General features: G+C 37.3%; 14 protein-coding genes. All 14 read left to right on the forward strand.

Features of this window, described 5'->3' with window-relative positions; genetic code table 11:
- Positions 1 to 436 precede the first annotated feature (436 nt).
- The 14 genes from ilvD (at position 437) to argH (ending at position 17,045) form a co-directional block, all read left to right on the forward strand.
- Complete coding sequence (gene ilvD / locus H033_RS0108870) at positions 437 to 2,110, forward strand: dihydroxy-acid dehydratase (RefSeq protein WP_026837997.1); 1,674 nt, start codon at positions 437 to 439, stop codon at positions 2,108 to 2,110.
- Between the two features lie 11 nt (positions 2,111 to 2,121).
- Positions 2,122 to 3,855, forward strand: coding sequence for a biosynthetic-type acetolactate synthase large subunit (gene ilvB, locus H033_RS0108875; RefSeq protein ID WP_026837998.1), 1,734 nt, complete (start codon positions 2,122 to 2,124; stop codon positions 3,853 to 3,855).
- Positions 3,855 to 4,394, forward strand: a complete 540-nt coding sequence (ilvN, locus tag H033_RS0108880; protein ID WP_034886174.1) for an acetolactate synthase small subunit — start codon at positions 3,855 to 3,857, stop codon at positions 4,392 to 4,394. The genes ilvB and ilvN overlap by 1 nt, the downstream gene beginning before the upstream one ends.
- Positions 4,391 to 5,866, forward strand: coding sequence for a ketol-acid reductoisomerase (gene ilvC, locus H033_RS0108885; protein ID WP_026838000.1), 1,476 nt, complete (start codon positions 4,391 to 4,393; stop codon positions 5,864 to 5,866). The genes ilvN and ilvC overlap by 4 nt, the downstream gene beginning before the upstream one ends.
- A complete protein-coding gene (gene ilvA / locus H033_RS0108890; protein ID WP_026838001.1) occupies positions 5,866 to 7,140 on the forward strand; it encodes a threonine ammonia-lyase IlvA in 1,275 nt (424 codons plus the stop codon). Before ilvC ends, ilvA begins: the two co-directional genes overlap by 1 nt.
- Before the next feature lie 322 nt (positions 7,141 to 7,462).
- Entirely contained in the window at positions 7,463 to 8,095 is a 633-nt protein-coding gene (locus H033_RS0108895) for a GNAT family N-acetyltransferase (RefSeq protein WP_026838002.1), read from the forward strand.
- Between the two features lie 217 nt (positions 8,096 to 8,312).
- Positions 8,313 to 9,500 (forward strand): argininosuccinate synthase, encoded by a 1,188-nt coding sequence (gene argG, locus H033_RS0108900; protein ID WP_026838003.1) that lies wholly within the window; start codon positions 8,313 to 8,315, stop codon positions 9,498 to 9,500.
- Positions 9,497 to 10,462: an N-acetyl-gamma-glutamyl-phosphate reductase gene (gene argC, locus H033_RS0108905; RefSeq protein WP_026838004.1), complete on the forward strand. Its 966-nt coding sequence runs from the start codon at positions 9,497 to 9,499 to the stop codon at positions 10,460 to 10,462. Before argG ends, argC begins: the two co-directional genes overlap by 4 nt.
- A gap of 44 nt (positions 10,463 to 10,506) precedes the next feature.
- Positions 10,507 to 11,301 (forward strand): pyrroline-5-carboxylate reductase, encoded by a 795-nt coding sequence (gene proC, locus H033_RS0108910; RefSeq protein WP_026838005.1) that lies wholly within the window; start codon positions 10,507 to 10,509, stop codon positions 11,299 to 11,301.
- Positions 11,302 to 11,303: 2 nt separating this feature from the next.
- Entirely contained in the window at positions 11,304 to 12,437 is a 1,134-nt protein-coding gene (locus H033_RS0108915) for an aspartate aminotransferase family protein (RefSeq protein ID WP_026838006.1), read from the forward strand.
- A gap of 424 nt (positions 12,438 to 12,861) precedes the next feature.
- A complete protein-coding gene (locus tag H033_RS0108920; RefSeq protein ID WP_026838007.1) occupies positions 12,862 to 13,803 on the forward strand; it encodes an N-acetylornithine carbamoyltransferase in 942 nt (313 codons plus the stop codon).
- 11 nt (positions 13,804 to 13,814) lie between these two features.
- On the forward strand, positions 13,815 to 14,594 hold the full coding sequence (argB, locus tag H033_RS0108925; protein ID WP_026838008.1) for an acetylglutamate kinase: 780 nt from the start codon (positions 13,815 to 13,817) through the stop codon (positions 14,592 to 14,594).
- Positions 14,594 to 15,664 carry a M20 family metallo-hydrolase gene (locus H033_RS0108930; RefSeq protein ID WP_034886175.1) on the forward strand — a complete coding sequence of 357 codons (1,071 nt, stop codon included), beginning with the start codon at positions 14,594 to 14,596 and terminating at the stop codon, positions 15,662 to 15,664. The genes argB and H033_RS0108930 overlap by 1 nt, the downstream gene beginning before the upstream one ends.
- 106 nt (positions 15,665 to 15,770) lie before the next feature.
- Positions 15,771 to 17,045 carry an argininosuccinate lyase gene (argH, locus tag H033_RS0108935; RefSeq protein WP_026838010.1) on the forward strand — a complete coding sequence of 425 codons (1,275 nt, stop codon included), beginning with the start codon at positions 15,771 to 15,773 and terminating at the stop codon, positions 17,043 to 17,045.
- Positions 17,046 to 17,227: the final 182 nt, after the last annotated feature.

The raw sequence follows: 17,227 nt of genomic DNA on the forward strand, positions 1-17,227 counted from the left end.
ATCGCTTAAAACTGAAACATCTCTTCAAAAAAGGAATTATTCATTTTCATCACTAATAAATTACAGATAATTGAAATATCGATGTCTAATCAAGTTGAGAATCTTGCTGTATTCACAGATTTTTATGTCATAAAAACTTGAATCCTTCAGCTATCGTAATACATTAAAGTATAAATTATTGACAATCAGCTTATTAAAATATTAATTCATTCTTTGGAATTAATATTCATCTAGGACTATATCTATCCTTCTACACACAAGAAACTACTTTTAATCCCTCATTGAGGAGTTAATTCCCCGAGGCTTGCCCGAAAAGAATTTCATTCAGGCGGGCTTGCCTCGAAATTTTAAAATTATTTCCTCCCGAGCTGTCAGGACACAACTGCTAGGCTTGCCCCGAGGTTCTTGATTTAAATATATTGATTGATAAAAAACGATGGATAATAAATATAGTCAGATTTTAACACAAAACGATTCCAACCCTGCAGCCCAGGCCATGTTACATGCCATTGGCTTAACAAAAGAGGATTTTAAAAAGCCTTTTGTAGGGATTGCAAGTACAGGTTATGAGGGGAATCCTTGTAATATGCATCTGAACGACCTGGCGAAACTGGTTAAAGAAGGGTGTAATTCCAATAAAATGGTTGGTCTTATCTTCAACACCATTGGAGTAAGCGATGGAATTTCAATGGGTACCCCTGGAATGAGATATTCCTTGCCTTCCCGAGATCTTATTGCCGATTCAATGGAAACTGTTGTTCAAGCAATGTCATATGATGCTATGATCACCGTGGTAGGATGCGATAAGAATATGCCGGGAGCCTTGATGGCAATGTTGCGAGTTAACCGTCCGGCAATTTTGGTATATGGAGGCACCATAGCTTCCGGATGTCATAAAGGTGAAAAACTGGATGTAGTTTCTGCATTCGAAGCGTGGGGAGCAAAGGTTGCCGGCGATATTAGCGATGAGGATTATAATATGGTAATAGAGAAAGCATGCCCAGGAGCTGGAGCATGTGGAGGAATGTACACAGCAAATACAATGGCTTCCACTATTGAGGCTTTGGGAATGGCGCTGCCTTACAACTCATCTAACCCAGCTATTGGCAATGAAAAGAAAGAAGAAAGCAGAGAAGCCGGAAAGGCGATACGTTTATTGATAGAAAGAGATATAAAACCAAAGGATATAGTTACCAGAAAATCCATGGAAAATGCCATAAGATTACTTACCGTACTCGGCGGTTCTACGAATGCCGTGCTGCATTATTTAGCCATAGCGAAAGCAGCAGAAGTAGAATTTGGAATGGATGATTTTGAAAAAATATGTGATTCTACTCCTTTTTTAGCAGATCTAAAGCCTAGTGGAAAATATCTTATGGAAGATATACACAGGGTTGGAGGAATTCCCGCCGTTCTTAAATATATGCTGAAAGAAGGAATGCTTCATGGAGATTGCTTAACGGTAACCGGAAAGACATTGGCAGAAAATCTGGCGAATGTTCCAGATCTGGAAAAGGGACAAGAAGTGATCTTTCCCATTAATAATCCTATTAAGAAGTCTGGACACATCCGCATCCTTTACGGGAATTTAGCCACAGAAGGTTCCGTAGCAAAGATCACGGGAAAAGAAGGCTTGAAATTTAAGGGAAAAGCAAAGGTTTATAATTCTGAATATGAAGCTAATGATGGAATATCACAAGGAAAAGTAAGCAAAGGAGATGTAATAGTGATCCGTTTTGAGGGCCCAAAAGGAGGACCAGGAATGCCCGAAATGCTCAAACCTACTGCAGCAATAATGGGTGCGAAATTAGGAAAGGACGTTGCTCTTATTACCGATGGAAGATTTTCTGGAGGGACTCATGGTTTTGTGGTAGGACACATAACCCCGGAAGCTCAGGAAGGAGGATTAATTGCATTTCTTAAAGATGGAGATGAAATTACAATAAATGCCGAAAACAATACTATAAGTGTGGATTTAAGTGATTCAGAAATAGAGAACAGGAAAAAAAATTGGGAGGCACCGGCACTTAAATTCAGTAAAGGAGTGCTTTATAAATATGCAAGGACAGTTTCCTCTGCCTCTCAGGGATGTGTTACAGATGAATTTTAATTAGTTGAATTATGGAAGTTAAAACAGCCAAAAAGGAGAATAAAGCCATTCAAGCTCCAACCACGGTTACTGGAGCAGAAGCTGTGATAAAATGTTTGTTGGAAGAGGGGATAAATACCATATATGGATATCCTGGAGGGGCAATTATGCCTGTTTATGACGAATTGTATAAATATCAAGATAAAATACATCATGTGCTCACCAGGCATGAGCAAGGTTCTACGCATGCAGCTCAGGGCTATGCAAGAGTAACCGGGAAAGTAGGTGTATGTATCGCCACTTCTGGTCCCGGAGCTACTAATTTGGTGACTGGAATTGCCGATGCACAGATAGATTCTACTCCTATGGTTTGTATTACGGGACAAGTAGGTTCACATCTACTGGGAAGTGATGCTTTCCAGGAGACCGATATCGTTGGGATCTCGACACCAGTGACCAAATGGAACTATCAGGTAACAAAAGCTTCAGAGATTCCAGAAGTTTTAGCAAAGGCATTTTACATTGCCAGATCTGGACGACCGGGACCTGTATTGATAGATATTACCAAAGATGCTCAGTTTGCAAGCTTGGATTTCACTTATAAAAAATGTACCGGGATTAGAAGCTATAAACCTTTCCCCAAAGTAGATCTTTCGCAAGTAGAACGAGCTGCAGATTTAATTAATTCAGCAAAAAAACCGATGATCGTTTTTGGTCAAGGGGTGATTTTAGGAGGTGCAGAGGCCCTATTTCAAAAAGTTGTAGAGAAAGCAGGAATTCCTGCTGCATGGACCATTCTTGGACTATCCGCGATGGATACAGATCACCCTTTAAATGTAGGGATGGTTGGAATGCATGGTAATTATGGGCCAAATGTCCTCACCAATGATTGTGATGTCCTTATAGCTATAGGGATGCGATTTGACGATAGGGTAACTGGAAATCTTGAACATTATGCAAAACAGGCCAAGGTGATCCATTTTGAAATTGATCCTTCTGAGATCGATAAAAATGTAAAAGCAGATGTTGCTGTATTGGGAGATGTAAAAGAGACCTTGCAATTGTTATTAGGGTTTTTACAGCCGAAGAATCATGATGCTTGGCACCAGAAATTTAAGGATCTGTACAAAATCGAATATGATAAGATCATTAAAAATGAACTAAACGGCAAACAGGAGAAACTTGGGATGGCAGAGGTAATAGATGAAATTAATACTACATCTAAAGGAGATGCTATAATAGTTTCAGACGTTGGGCAGCACCAAATGGTAGCCTGCAGATATGCTAAATTCAACCAATCAAGAAGTAATGTTACTTCTGGTGGCTTAGGGACTATGGGCTTTGCTTTGCCAGCCGCTATAGGTGCAAAGATGGGAATGCCAAACAGGCAAGTTGTGGCAATTATTGGAGATGGTGGATTTCAAATGACCATTCAGGAGTTGGGAACCATTTTTCAAACTAAAGTTCCCGTAAAAATTGTAGTGCTTAACAATGGTTTTCTTGGAATGGTTAGGCAATGGCAACAAATGTTCTTTGATAAACGCTATGCTAGCACAGAGTTAATAAATCCTGATTTTGTGGCAATAGCCAAAGGATATTATATAAAAGCTAAACAAGTGACTGAGCGTAGTCAATTACAAGAAGCAATAAAGGAAATGATGGATTCTCCAGAGGCATATTTCTTAGAGGTAAAAGTAGAACAAGAAGAAAATGTTTTTCCTATGATTCCAACGGGAGCTTCAGTTTCAGACATAAGACTAGAATAATGGAAAAGAAAAACTATACAGTTTCCATATATACGGAAAACAACATAGGATTATTGAGCAGGATCGCAGCGATCTTTTTGAAGCGACACATCAATATAGAAAGTATCACAGCTTCCAAAAGCGAGGTGAATGAGGTGATGCGGTTTATAATCGTGGTTGAGGTTACAGAAGAACAAGTGAAAAAAGTCGCTGGCCAAATAGAGAAACAAATAGAAGTTATACGAGTATATTATCATACAGATGAAGAGCTAATCTTTCAGGAAACGGCACTTTATAAAGTGAATTCAGCCGAATTTGTTGAAGACCTAACTATTCAGGATTTCATAAAAGAGACCAATGCACGAATTGTTACGGTGACACCTAAATTCTTTGTAATTGAGAAAACAGGCAAACGTCACGAAATAGATAATTTATACGATAAATTAAAACCCTATGGATTAATGCAATTTGTTCGCTCCGGAAAAATTGCAGTATCAAAAAATGAAATGCCAATTTCAAGTATTCTTGAAGATTTTAATACCATAAATATAAACTCATGACAAATTATTTTAATAGCCTTTCCTTAAGAGATCAATTAGCCCAATTGGGGACTTGTAGATTTATGCTCAGTGAAGAATTTAGCGAAGGTATTAACGCGTTAAAAGACAAAAAAATAGTTATAGTAGGTTGTGGTGCCCAAGGTTTAAATCAAGGTTTGAACATGCGCGACAGCGGACTAGATATCACATATGCTTTAAGAGAAGATGCTATAAAAGATCAAAGACAATCTTATAAGAACGCTTCTTCAAACAATTTTAAAGTTGGCACTTACGAAGAGTTTATTCCTTCTGCAGACCTTGTTATTAATTTAACTCCAGATAAACAACATACTTCAGTTATAAAGAAAATAGTGCCTCTTATCAAAAAAGGTGCTGCTTTGTCCTATTCTCACGGTTTTAATATTGTGGAAGAGGGAATGAAGATTAGGGAAGATATTACGGTAATAATGGTTGCTCCTAAATGCCCTGGATCTGAAGTGAGAGAAGAATATAAGAGAGGCTTTGGAGTTCCTACCCTAATAGCCGTTCATCCAGAGAACGATCCTGAAGGAAAAGGATACGATTGGGCAAAAGCATATGCTTTCGCAACAGGAGGCCATAGGGCTGGTGTGTTGGATTCCTCTTTTGTGGCCGAAGTAAAATCGGACCTGATGGGAGAACAAACTATTTTATGTGGTGTGCTCCAAACTGGATCTATCTTAAGTTTTGATAAAATGGTTGCTGAAGGAGTGGAGCCGGCATATGCCGCAAAATTAATTCAGTATGGTTGGGAAACCATTACCGAAGCCTTGAAGCATGGAGGGATCACCAATATGATGGATAGACTTTCTAATCCGGCCAAAATAAAAGCGGCGGAAATATCAGAAGAATTAAAAACTATTATGCGTCCTCTTTTTCAAAAACATATGGATGACATTATATCTGGGGCGTTTAGCACCAGAATGATGAAAGATTGGGACAAGGACGATAAGGAATTATTAGAATGGCGAGCAGCCACAGAAAATACCGCTTTTGAAAAAACAGAAGCGACCCAAGAGGAAATTTCAGAACAGGAATATTTTGACAAAGGACTTTTATTAGTTGCCTTTGTGAAGTCTGGGGTAGAGTTGGCTTTTGAAACTATGGTAGAAGCAGGAATCATTGCAGAATCTGCATATTATGAATCTTTGCATGAAACTCCGCTAATTGCAAATACGATAGCTCGTAAAAAGCTTTATGAGATGAACAGGATTATTTCTGATACTGCTGAATACGGTTGTTATCTTTTTGATCATTCCTGTAAACCATTGATCAAAGACTATATTGATAATTTAGAACCTGGATTAATAGGAAAAGCCTATGGGACAAAGGAATCTGGAGTAGATAATAAAAAACTAATCAAAGTGAATGCCTCAATTAGAAAACATCCAGTGGAAATTATAGGGGAGCAGCTGAGAGAGGCAATGACCGAAATGAAAAAGATACACGTGTAATGAGTAATTCCTTAGTTAAAAAAGACATTTATATTCCACAAATTGAGGCGGTACAGCAAGCCGCAGAACGAATCTCAAAGGTTGTGATCAAGACTCCATTAGCTCCATCTTTTACCTACAGTAAAAAGTATGAAGCCAATGTTTTTTTGAAAAGGGAAGATTTGCAGCAGGTTAGATCCTATAAGATTCGTGGCGCATATAATAAGATCTCGAGTTTGCCAAAGGATGAATTAAGCAAAGGCGTAATTTGTGCAAGTGCCGGGAATCATGCACAGGGAGTTGCTTTTGCATGCAATAAGCTAGAGGCGAAAGGCGTGATTTTTATGCCAATAACGACACCTAAACAAAAGGTGGAACAAACAAGAATGTTTGGTGGAAAATGGGTAGAGGTGATCTTGAAGGGTGATACTTTTGATGATTCTTATAAAAATGCCATAAAATATGGGGACAAGTACAATATGGTATTTATTCATCCTTTTGATGATGAAAAAGTAATAGAAGGCCAGGCGACTATTGGTCTGGAAATTTTGGATCAAGCCGACGGGCCAATAGATTATATTTTTGCACCCCTTGGAGGAGGAGGTTTACTTGCCGGGCTATCTTCTGTCTTTAAACAACTATCTCCTAATACCAAGATTATTGGAGTGGAACCGGAGGGTGCCCCTTCTATGAGTGCATCACTAAAAATCGGCAAACTTATAGAGCTTAAAGAGATAGATAGATTTGTGGATGGGGCTGCTGTGCAAAAGGTAGGAAGTAGAAATTTCGAAATATGCAAAAATTTTCTGGATGAAATGATAACAGTGCCGGAAGGTAAAATATGCCAGACAATTCTGGATTTGTACAATCAGGATGCGATTGTAGTAGAACCTGCAGGAGCCATGTCTATTACGGCATTAGATACTTTTGCAGAAGATATCAAAGGGAAAAATGTGGTTTGTGTTGTAAGTGGAAGTAATAACGATATTACGCGAACTGCTGAAATTAAAGAAAAAGCCCTGCTATATGCAGGACTTAAACATTATTTCATTGTTCCTTTCCCTCAGCGGGCAGGAGCATTGAAGCAATTTGTGGCAAAAGTTCTTGGTCCAGATGACGATATTACTCATTTTGAGTATTCTAAAAAACACCATAGAGAGAATGGTCCGGCCGTTGTGGGAATAGAACTTAAAGATCCAAAAGACTTTGATCCCTTGGTACAGCGTATGAAAGAGTATAAGTTTTACGGACAATATTTAAACGATAATCCGGATCTATTTCAATTTTTAATATAATAAAGTAGGTGTTTTTAAAATATTGTTTAAATTTACCATGTGATTTCAACTACAGAAATAATATTCAATTTACGCTTTAGGCCCCGCTTCAGTCGGTAGGCTGCGCATTCCCTTTTTTTAATATTATTTTACATTTTACAATCTTGAAAACCACATTCTCTCTATATACTTTAAACAATTTCAGAAACACCTCTGAAAATTCTCCCGTACGCAGTTTTCCGCGCCGCCTTGTGCGTGTATAATTTTATGGAACTTAGGTGAGTCCGGTTCTTCCTTCAGAAATATCAAAATTTTATTAATTCATACTTTAATCTTTTAGCAGATGAAAATACTCATTGCTAATAAATCTCATGCAAAATATGCAGAGATCATTTGCGAAACAATAGCAGAATCTGCTAAAGTTAGGGGCACGGGTATAGCTCGAAGGACTCCAGAATATGTTATCACCAAAATGGAGAATGGCAACGCTATTATTGCCTTAGATGGAGATAAATTTGCAGGATTCTGTTACATCGAGGTCTGGGGACACGATAAATTTGTCGCCAATTCCGGGCTAATTGTAAGTCCGGAGTATAGAAATCAGGGATTGGCAAAAGATATTAAAAAAGCCATTTTCGAACACTCCAAAAATAAATTTCCCGGAGCTAAGATATTTGGAATAACTACAGGTCTTGCGGTAATGAAGATAAATTACGAATTGGGATACCAACCTGTTCCATTTTCTGAATTAACCGATGATGAAAGTTTCTGGAAAGGCTGTCAAACATGTAAAAACTACGATATTCTTACCCGTACTGAGCGTAAAATGTGCTTATGTACAGGCATGATGTACGATCCCAATAAGAAGAAAAGTGAAAAGCCAAGACATGAAACCTTTAATGAAAAAACTTATAGAAGATTGAAGAATATTAAGCAAACGCTTTTTTATAAAAAGGAAAAAGATAAAAAGGAGTAAAAAACATAATTCGATGTCATTCTGAGCGAAGGGAAGAATCTCAAAGAAGCAACTTGTTAATTTAAGGACTTCTCTCCCGAAATTATCGGGACGCTCGAACAGACAAAACTTTAACTGTCATCCTGAGCTTGTCGAAGGATCTCAGATATAAGAAGCTTGAAAAAATTCTGAAAGCTATCGGCACGGTTTGACTAAGAAAATTAAAAAAAATAAAAGAATGAAAAAAATAGTAATAGCATATAGCGGAGGTTTAGATACATCTTATTGTGCAAAATATTTATCTCAGGAAGAAAATACAGAGATACACGCGGTAAGTGTGAACACCGGTGGATTTTCTGAAGCAGAAATAAAAGCGATAGGTGAGAAAGCGGTTAAGATGGGCGCAAAATCCTATAAGAATATCGATGCGATTTCAACATTTTATAATAAGGTAGTAAAGTATCTGATTTTTGGTAATGTTCTTAAAAATAACAACTACCCCTTATCTGTAAGTGCTGAACGTATTATACAAGCCATTGAGGTTGTGAATTATGCAAAGAAAATAGGAGCAGATGCCATTGCACATGGAAGTACAGGTGCAGGAAATGATCAGGTAAGATTTGATATGATCTTTCAGATTTTAGCTCCAGAGATAGAAATTATCACGCCTATTAGAGATAAGCAGTTAACAAGACAGGAGGAAATAGAATATCTTAAATCCCATGGGGTAGATATGAACTGGGAAAAAGCAAAATATTCTGTTAATAAGGGGCTGTGGGGAACTAGTGTTGGAGGTGAAGAAACGCTTACTTCACACAAGTCATTACCAGAAGCTGCCTATCCATCTCAACTTACAGAAAACGATGTTAAGCAAATTAGTCTTAGCTTTAATAAGGGAGAATTAACTGCAATTAATGGAAAAGAAGACACACCAGAAAATATCATAGAGACCTTAGAAGAACTTGCCTCTAAATATGCAATAGGAAGGGATATTCACGTGGGGGACACCATTATTGGAATTAAAGGGAGAGTAGGTTTCGAGGCAGCATCGGCAACGATCATTATAAAAGCACATCATTTATTAGAGAAGCACACCTTAAGTAAATGGCAATTACAACATAAGGATTATATAGCTAATTGGTATGGAACACATTTGCACGAAGGTCAATATCTGGATCCTGTAATGAGAGATTTTGAAGCTTTTTTACAAAGTTCTCAGGAACAGGTTACCGGAACAGTATCTATAAATTTACATCCCTATAGATTTACTCTAAACGGAATTGAATCTAAGTTTGATCTTATGAATAACGGTTTCGGGAAATATGGCGAAGAGAATACAGCCTGGACTGCAACTGATGCTAAAGGCTTTATTAAGATTCTCTCAAATACAGGGAAGATCCATCAACACGTAAAAAATCAAGCATGATATCAGCAGGAATAATTGGAGGTGCCGGATACACGGCCGGGGAATTACTCAGGATCCTATTAAGACATCCAGATGTTAGTCTAGATTTTATTTTTAGTACGTCTCAGGCTGGTTCACCGGTTTCAAGCATACATCAAGATCTAATGGGAGAAACAGCGCTTAGGTTTAGCGGAAACATCAATCCTGAAGTAGATGTTGTGTTCTTATGTTTAGGACACGGGAATTCGATCGAATTTTTAAAAAACAATCCTTTTTCTAAGAATACAAAAATCATAGATCTAAGTACAGATTATAGAATGCATTCCAAGGATCATTCTTTTGTTTATGGCTTGCCAGAATTTAAAAAAGAAGAAATTAAAAAGGCACAATTTATAGCCAACCCGGGTTGTTTTGCGACAGCAATTAGTTTAGCTGTTCTGCCATTAGCAGGGGAGATGTTGCTTAAAGATGAGTTGCATATTAATGCTGTTACCGGAGCAACTGGATCAGGGACTTCACTTTCGGCTACCTCCCATTTTACATGGAGGGATAATAACTTTTCAGCATATAAGGAATTTGAGCATCAACATTTAGATGAGATAGGTCAGAGCATTCAAATGTTTCAACCAAACTTTGATTCTGAGATAAATTTTATTCCGAACAGAGGAAATTTTTCAAGAGGAATATTTGCAACTACCTACACCAATTTTGATGGAAATTTAGAAGATGCAAAAGCTTTGTATGATACCTATTATAAAGATGCGGCATTCACATTTGTGATAGAGGAAGAGGTTCACCTGAAACAAGTGGTAAACACCAATAAGTGCTTGATGAAACTTCAGAAATATAAGAGTAAATTATTAATTACAAGTGTTATAGATAATTTATTGAAAGGAGCTTCCGGTCAGGCAGTGCAGAATATGAATCTAATGTTTGGATTTCCGGAAGATCAAGGACTTCAGTTAAAAGCCAGTTATTTCTAGAATTTAAACTACCACACAATGAATTGTGATAAAACCAATAAAGTATGAAAGTAGCAATTATAGGGACGGGTAATCTGGGAAAATCTATAGCAAAAGGTCTAATTGTAAAAAATGCAATTACCACGCTGTATCTTTCTAAAAGAAAGCTTGAAAGTATCAAGGATCTTGAAGAGTATTCAGGAGTGAAATTGACCTCAGATAATAAGGTAGCAGTTCAAAATTCAGATGTGGTCATTTTTGCAGTACAGCCACTTCAGCTGGAAGCCATTCTCCATGAAATAAAGGGATCATTAACAGAGAAGCACATCTTGATATCAACAGTTACAGGCATAAATATCCCAAGGATCGAAGAAATTGTAGGAGAAGATCAATACATAATCCGGGCCATGCCTAATACTGCGATCGCAGTAGGAAAATCGATGACTTGCCTTTGCAGTAATGTAAATGGGGAGAAACGAATTGAAATTGCCGAAGCTATATTTAATAGACTAGGAACCAGTGTAATTATTCCGGAATCAAAGATGCAGGCTGCAACAGTGATTTGCGCTAGTGGAATTGCATTTTGGATGCGTTTAATAAGAGCTAACACCCAAGGCGCCGTACAACTCGGTTTTGATGCTAAGGAAGCACAAGAGCTTTCTATGCAAACCTGTTTAGGAGCTGCCAGTCTCTTGATAGAATCTGGGAATCATCCGGAAGAAGAAATAGACAAGGTGACTACGCCTCGAGGCTGCACTATTGAAGGATTGAATGAAATGGAGCACGGAGGCTTAAGTTCATCGCTCATCAAAGGGATTCAAGCTTCATTTAAAAAAATTAATTCAATCACAAAACTTTAAATATGGAGTTATTTGACGTTTATCCCTTATATAATATTACTCCGGTTAAAGGGAAAGGCTGTTTTGTATATGACGAAAAAGGTACAAAGTATTTGGATCTATATGGTGGGCATGCTGTGATCTCTATAGGTCATTCTCATCCACATTATTTAGAAAAGCTTGGGGCACAATTAAAGCAATTGGGGTTTTACTCAAATTCAATAAAAAATCCTTTACAAGAAGAATTAGCTAGAAAGTTAGAAAAAGCGGCAAAAATCACAGATTATAGTTTGTTTTTGTGCAATTCGGGAGCAGAAGCTAACGAAAACGCCTTAAAACTTGCATCCTTCCATACTGGGAAAGGCAATATAATCTATTTTGAAAATGCTTTTCACGGAAGGACTTCGGCAGCGGTTGCAGTAACAGATAATGAAGGCATCAAAGCACCTATAAATAATTCACATAGCGTTTGTAAACTTGCCTTCGAAGATATTTCAGGGCTGGAAGAGGAATTGAAAAAAGGAGAAACTGCTGCAGTGATTATAGAATTTATTCAGGGAGTTGGAGGATTGGATGAAGCAAGCACCGGGTTTTATCAGAAAACAGCATCATTATGTGATCAATATAATGTTGTGCTAATTGCAGATGAGGTTCAAGCGGGATATGGTAGGACAGGTGATTTTTTCGCCTATCAAAAACATAAGCTTCGTCCGGGTATCATTTCCATAGCAAAAGGCATGGGAAATGGCTTTCCTATTGGTGGGATTTTGATAGATAATTCTATTCCTGCAAAACATGGAATGTTAGGAACCACTTTTGGAGGAAATCATTTGGCCTGTGCTGCAGGAATTGCAGTTTTAGATGTTATTGAAGAAGAGCAACTCATGGATAATGCGAAAAAAATATATGAATTTGTTCAGCAAGAAGTGGCAAAGATCCCTCAGATAAAAAGATTGAAAGGAAGAGGTTTAATGCTGGGCTTAAAATTTGATTTTGAGATCGCAGCATTGAGAAAATCGCTGCTGTTTAACCATCATATTTTTACAGGAGCTGCATCTAACAAAAAGTTGCTTCGAATTTTACCGCCATTAAATGTCGAGCAACAACATTTTGAAATGTTGTTTGAAGCGCTGAAAATTGAACTGAAAAACTATTGATTAAAAATAGCTGAATCTGGTTTTATGCCGAAAGCTTAACAGTTTTATTGGTTCGTTGTATTGTCTCCATGAGCCCTTCGACTATCGCTCAGGGTAAACTAAAGTCGAAGGGTCTTCTCCCGATAATTGGGAAGTTGAACTCTCATTGGTTCGGAACATCATGAAATTGCGTTGTCATCCCGACGTGAGGAGGGATCTTTTCTAGAAGAGATTCTGCTCCATTGAGACCCTTCGACAGGCTCAGGGTGACATTTTTCTGTTCTGTTAAACTGAGCTTATGTTTGGTACAAACACAGGTTGACGAAAAACCAGAATGTTGCTAGTTAAAGATTAAAACAGATAAGAAAGAGGATTTACACATTTAAATTTACATTATCCTATCTCGTTTGCATTTAGGATTACTGTACTAAGAAATTAAACAAGTATGAAGAATTACATCGATCTATCCGATATAGAAGATCTTCCGGCATTGCTGCAGGACGCATTACAACTTAAGAAGATCAACTCCAACCCAGAGGTGGGAAAAGGAAAGACCTTGGGCATGCTGTTTTTCAATCCGAGTTTAAGAACCCGACTTAGCACAGAGAAAGCTGCTAAATTACTGGGAATGGAAGTCATGGTTATGAATATAAATAGCGACGGCTGGGCTTTGGAGTTTGAAGACGGGCAGGTAATGGATTCTAATAAAGCGGAACATATTAAAGAGGGAGCCGCAGTGCTTTCTCAGTATTGCGATATCATTGCGGTACGTGCATTTCCAGAATTAAAAGATAAAGAAAGAGATAATGCGGAACTAGTGATGAATGGTTTTAAAAAATATGCTTCTGTGCCTATCTTAAATATGGAAAGTGCTACGGGCCACCCTTTGCAGGCACTCACAGATGCACTCACAATTACAGAACTTAAGAATGTGAAACGTCCTAAGGTGGTTCTAACTTGGGCGCCTCATCCTAAAGCATTACCCCATGCAGTACCCAATTCTTTTGTACAAATCATGCAAAAAATGGATGTTGAGCTATGCATAGCGAATCCTGAAGGCTATAATTTGAATCCTGAAATCACTAAAAACACAAGGGTATTTCATGATCAAAAGGAAGCATTGAAAAATGCGGATTTTGTTTATGTGAAGAACTGGAGTAGTTATGAAAATTATGGGGAAGCACTTAAAACAGATCGAGATTGGACTTTTAATCAGGAAAAATTACGAGTTACAAACAATGCTAAGGTGATGCATTGTTTACCAGTAAGGAGAAATGTAGTAATTGCAGATGACGTGCTTGACAGTGAAAATTCTGTGGTGATCCATCAGGCTAATAACCGAACTTTTGCTGCGCAGGCAGTATTGAAAAAATTATTGCAGGGCTAAGAACTATCAGAATGAAAAAACAAATTTTAAAAATTGTTAAAATAGGAGGGAAGCTCATCGAAAATGAGGAGAGTCTAAGTGCTTTTCTTCATAGTTTTTCTCAATTGGAGGTCCCTAAAATATTAGTTCACGGTGGAGGAAAGATGGCAACCGAATTGTCTGATAAATTAGGTTTCAAAACTAATATGGTTGATGGGAGAAGAATAACAGATGCCGATGCAATGGATGTGATCACAATGGTATATGCTGGACTTATTAATAAGAAAATTGTAGCCGAATTACAAGGTCTAAAAAGTAATGCTGTAGGGCTTTGTGGTGCCGATGGAAAAAGTATCATCTCAAAAAGACGTATTAATAAAGAAATTGATTTTGGATTTGTTGGAGATGTAGAAGTAATCAATACCACATTCATTTCATCACTTTTGGAAAATGATATTATCCCAGTATTTTCAGCTATTTCATGTAGTAATGAAGGAGAGCTTTATAACACGAATGCCGACTCGGTAGCTGCGGAAATTGCTATTGCTTTCTCTGAAAACTATCAAACTGAATTGTTTTTCTGTTTTGAAAAAAATGGAGTCCTGAAAGATCCTTTCGATGATAATTCGGTGATCGAGGTATTAGATACCAAAACGTATCAGAATTTATTGAAGGAGAAGTTAATTAGTGAAGGGATGATTCCAAAATTGCATAATTGTTTTTATGCCTTAGAGCATGCAGTTTCTGAAGTTTCTTTAGGAGGCCCAAACTTGCTTAAAAAAGGGGCTAAACATACAAAAATCATAAAATAATGGAAATTTCAAAGCTTCAAAAGAAAGCTATTAAACTTTTACAGAATCTAATTGAGACACAATCCTTTTCTTCTGAAGAAGAGGGGACTGCAGCATTGTTGGAAAATTGGCTTCAGGAATTTGAAATTCCATTTGAGCGCAGTGTCAATAATGTTTGGGCGGTGAATAAATATTTTGATCATGAGAAACCAACATTGTTATTGAATTCTCATCACGATTCCGTTAAACCTAATTCTGCCTATACTCGTGATCCTTTCGCTGCGATTATTGAAGACGGAAAATTATATGGCTTAGGCAGCAATGATGCTGGAGGATGTTTGGTCTCCTTACTGGCGACTTTTACCCATTTCTTTGAAGCACAAGATCTCGATTTTAATTTGCTTTTTGCAGGTACTGCAGAGGAGGAAATAAATGGCAAAAATGGGATAGCAAGTTTATTGCCATTAATCCCAAAAATTGATGTTGCTATTGTGGGAGAACCAACGCTAATGCAAATGGCTATTGCAGAAAAAGGGCTGGTTGTTTTTGATGCCAAGGTAAAAGGAACGCCCTCTCATGCAGCGCATCCAAATAGTGATAGTGCTATTTATAAATGTATCTCTGTACTGGATTGGTTTAAGAATTTCAAATTCGAAAAAGTATCTGAAGCATTGGGAGAAGTAAAACTTACTGTTACTCAAATAAATGCGGGAAGCCAACATAATGTAGTTCCGGCATCTGTAGATCTTGTGATAGATGTACGAGTAAACGACCGATATAGCAATGCAGAGGTTGCTGAAATTTTAGAAAAAAATGCTCCTGTAGATGAAATTACTCCTCGTTCTCTTAGATTGAATTCTTCTTCGATTTCCATGGAACATCCATTGGTGGTTTCTGGAGCTGGATTGGGAATGTCATCTTACGGATCACCAACCCTGTCTGATCAGGCAATGTTATCTTGTCCTTCTTTAAAGCTAGGGCCTGGTGATTCTACCAGATCACATTCTACAGATGAATTTATTTACGTGAACGAGATAGAGGAAGGGATTGAAATGTATATTAGTTTGCTTGAAAAAGCATTAAAGAAATAAAGCACCTTGGAACAAAACGACTAGGTATAAATTGGAAAATACTTTTAACAATTGAAGTATGCCAATATTAATTAAAACCCTCAGTGAGGGTTAAAATTTGAAAATTATGAAACTTTGGGATAAAGGCATTTCTATAGATAAGAAGATTGAAAAATTTACTGTTGGTAACGACCGGGAATTGGATCTTTTTTTAGCTGAATATGATATTACAGCCTCGAAAGTACATGCTAAAATGCTTGGAAAAATTGAAATTTTAACCTCAGATGAGGTGGAGTCAATTCTATTAGAACTCAACAAACTTCAAGCTCAGGTAACAGATGGCAGTTTTGTGATTGAAGAGGATTTTGAAGATGTACATTCTAAAATAGAATTTGAGCTCACAAAAACTCTAGGAGATACAGGTAAGAAGATTCACACCGCACGCTCCAGGAACGATCAGGTATTAGTGGCAATGCAGCTTTATTTTAAAGCGAATTTATTAGAGATCTATTCGAAAACAGAAAGTCTTATTGATGTTCTTTTAGGGCTTGCTAAGGAGCATCAGAATAAATTACTTCCGGGTTATACTCATCTACAAGTGGCAATGCCATCATCCTTTGGATTATGGTTTTCAGCCTATGCAGAAATATTAATAGATGATTTGTATTTGTTGCAAGCAGGATTAAAGATCGTAGATCAGAATCCGTTGGGATCTGCTGCTGGCTATGGTTCTTCATTTCCGATAGATCGAGAATTCACCACTAAGGAATTAGGTTTTAAAACATTAAAATATAATGTGGTCGCAGCGCAAATGAGCCGCGGGAAATGTGAGAGAACAGTAACTTCCAATATAGCTTCCCTTGCAAATACGCTTTCAAGATTTTCTATGGATATCTGTTTATATATGAGTCAGAATTTTGATTTTATCACTTTTCCAGATGAACTCACCACAGGATCCAGTATTATGCCTCACAAAAAGAATCCAGATGTTTTCGAATTGATAAGAGGGAAATGTAACAAACTTCAGGCTATTGCTAATGAAATGATCTTAATTACCAATAACTTACCTAGTGGTTATCATAGAGATTTTCAGTTAATAAAGGAGAATAGTATTTATGCGGTAGAAAATATCAAGGAAATTTTAGATGTATTTATTCACTCCATTGCACTTATCAAAGTAAAGGATATAAATATGCATGACGAGAAGTATAAATATCTGTTTACGGTAGATAGTATTAATGATCTGGTGATAGAGGGAAAGTCTTTTCGGGAAGCATATAATGATATAGGAGGGAAGGTCGAAAATGGAACTTATATTCCTGCACATATTAAAAAACATACGCATCTTGGAAGTAAAGATAATTTAGCACTGGATCAAATTGCAAAAAAGAAGGATTTATAATAATTCTAAAAAAGTTAAAACCTCCAAAGACTAACCAAGTCAAAGGAGGTTTCTTCATTCAAACTAAAAGCAAATTATTAAATAATGGTCATTTGGCCTAGATTTAGATTTTTCGTCATGCTGAACTTGTTTCAGCATCCCAGTGATTCTGGAGGAGACCCTGAAACTCCCGATGGTTCGGG

The sequence above is a fragment of the Gillisia sp. JM1 genome (assembly GCF_000424645.1).
Taxonomy (GTDB): domain Bacteria; phylum Bacteroidota; class Bacteroidia; order Flavobacteriales; family Flavobacteriaceae; genus Gillisia.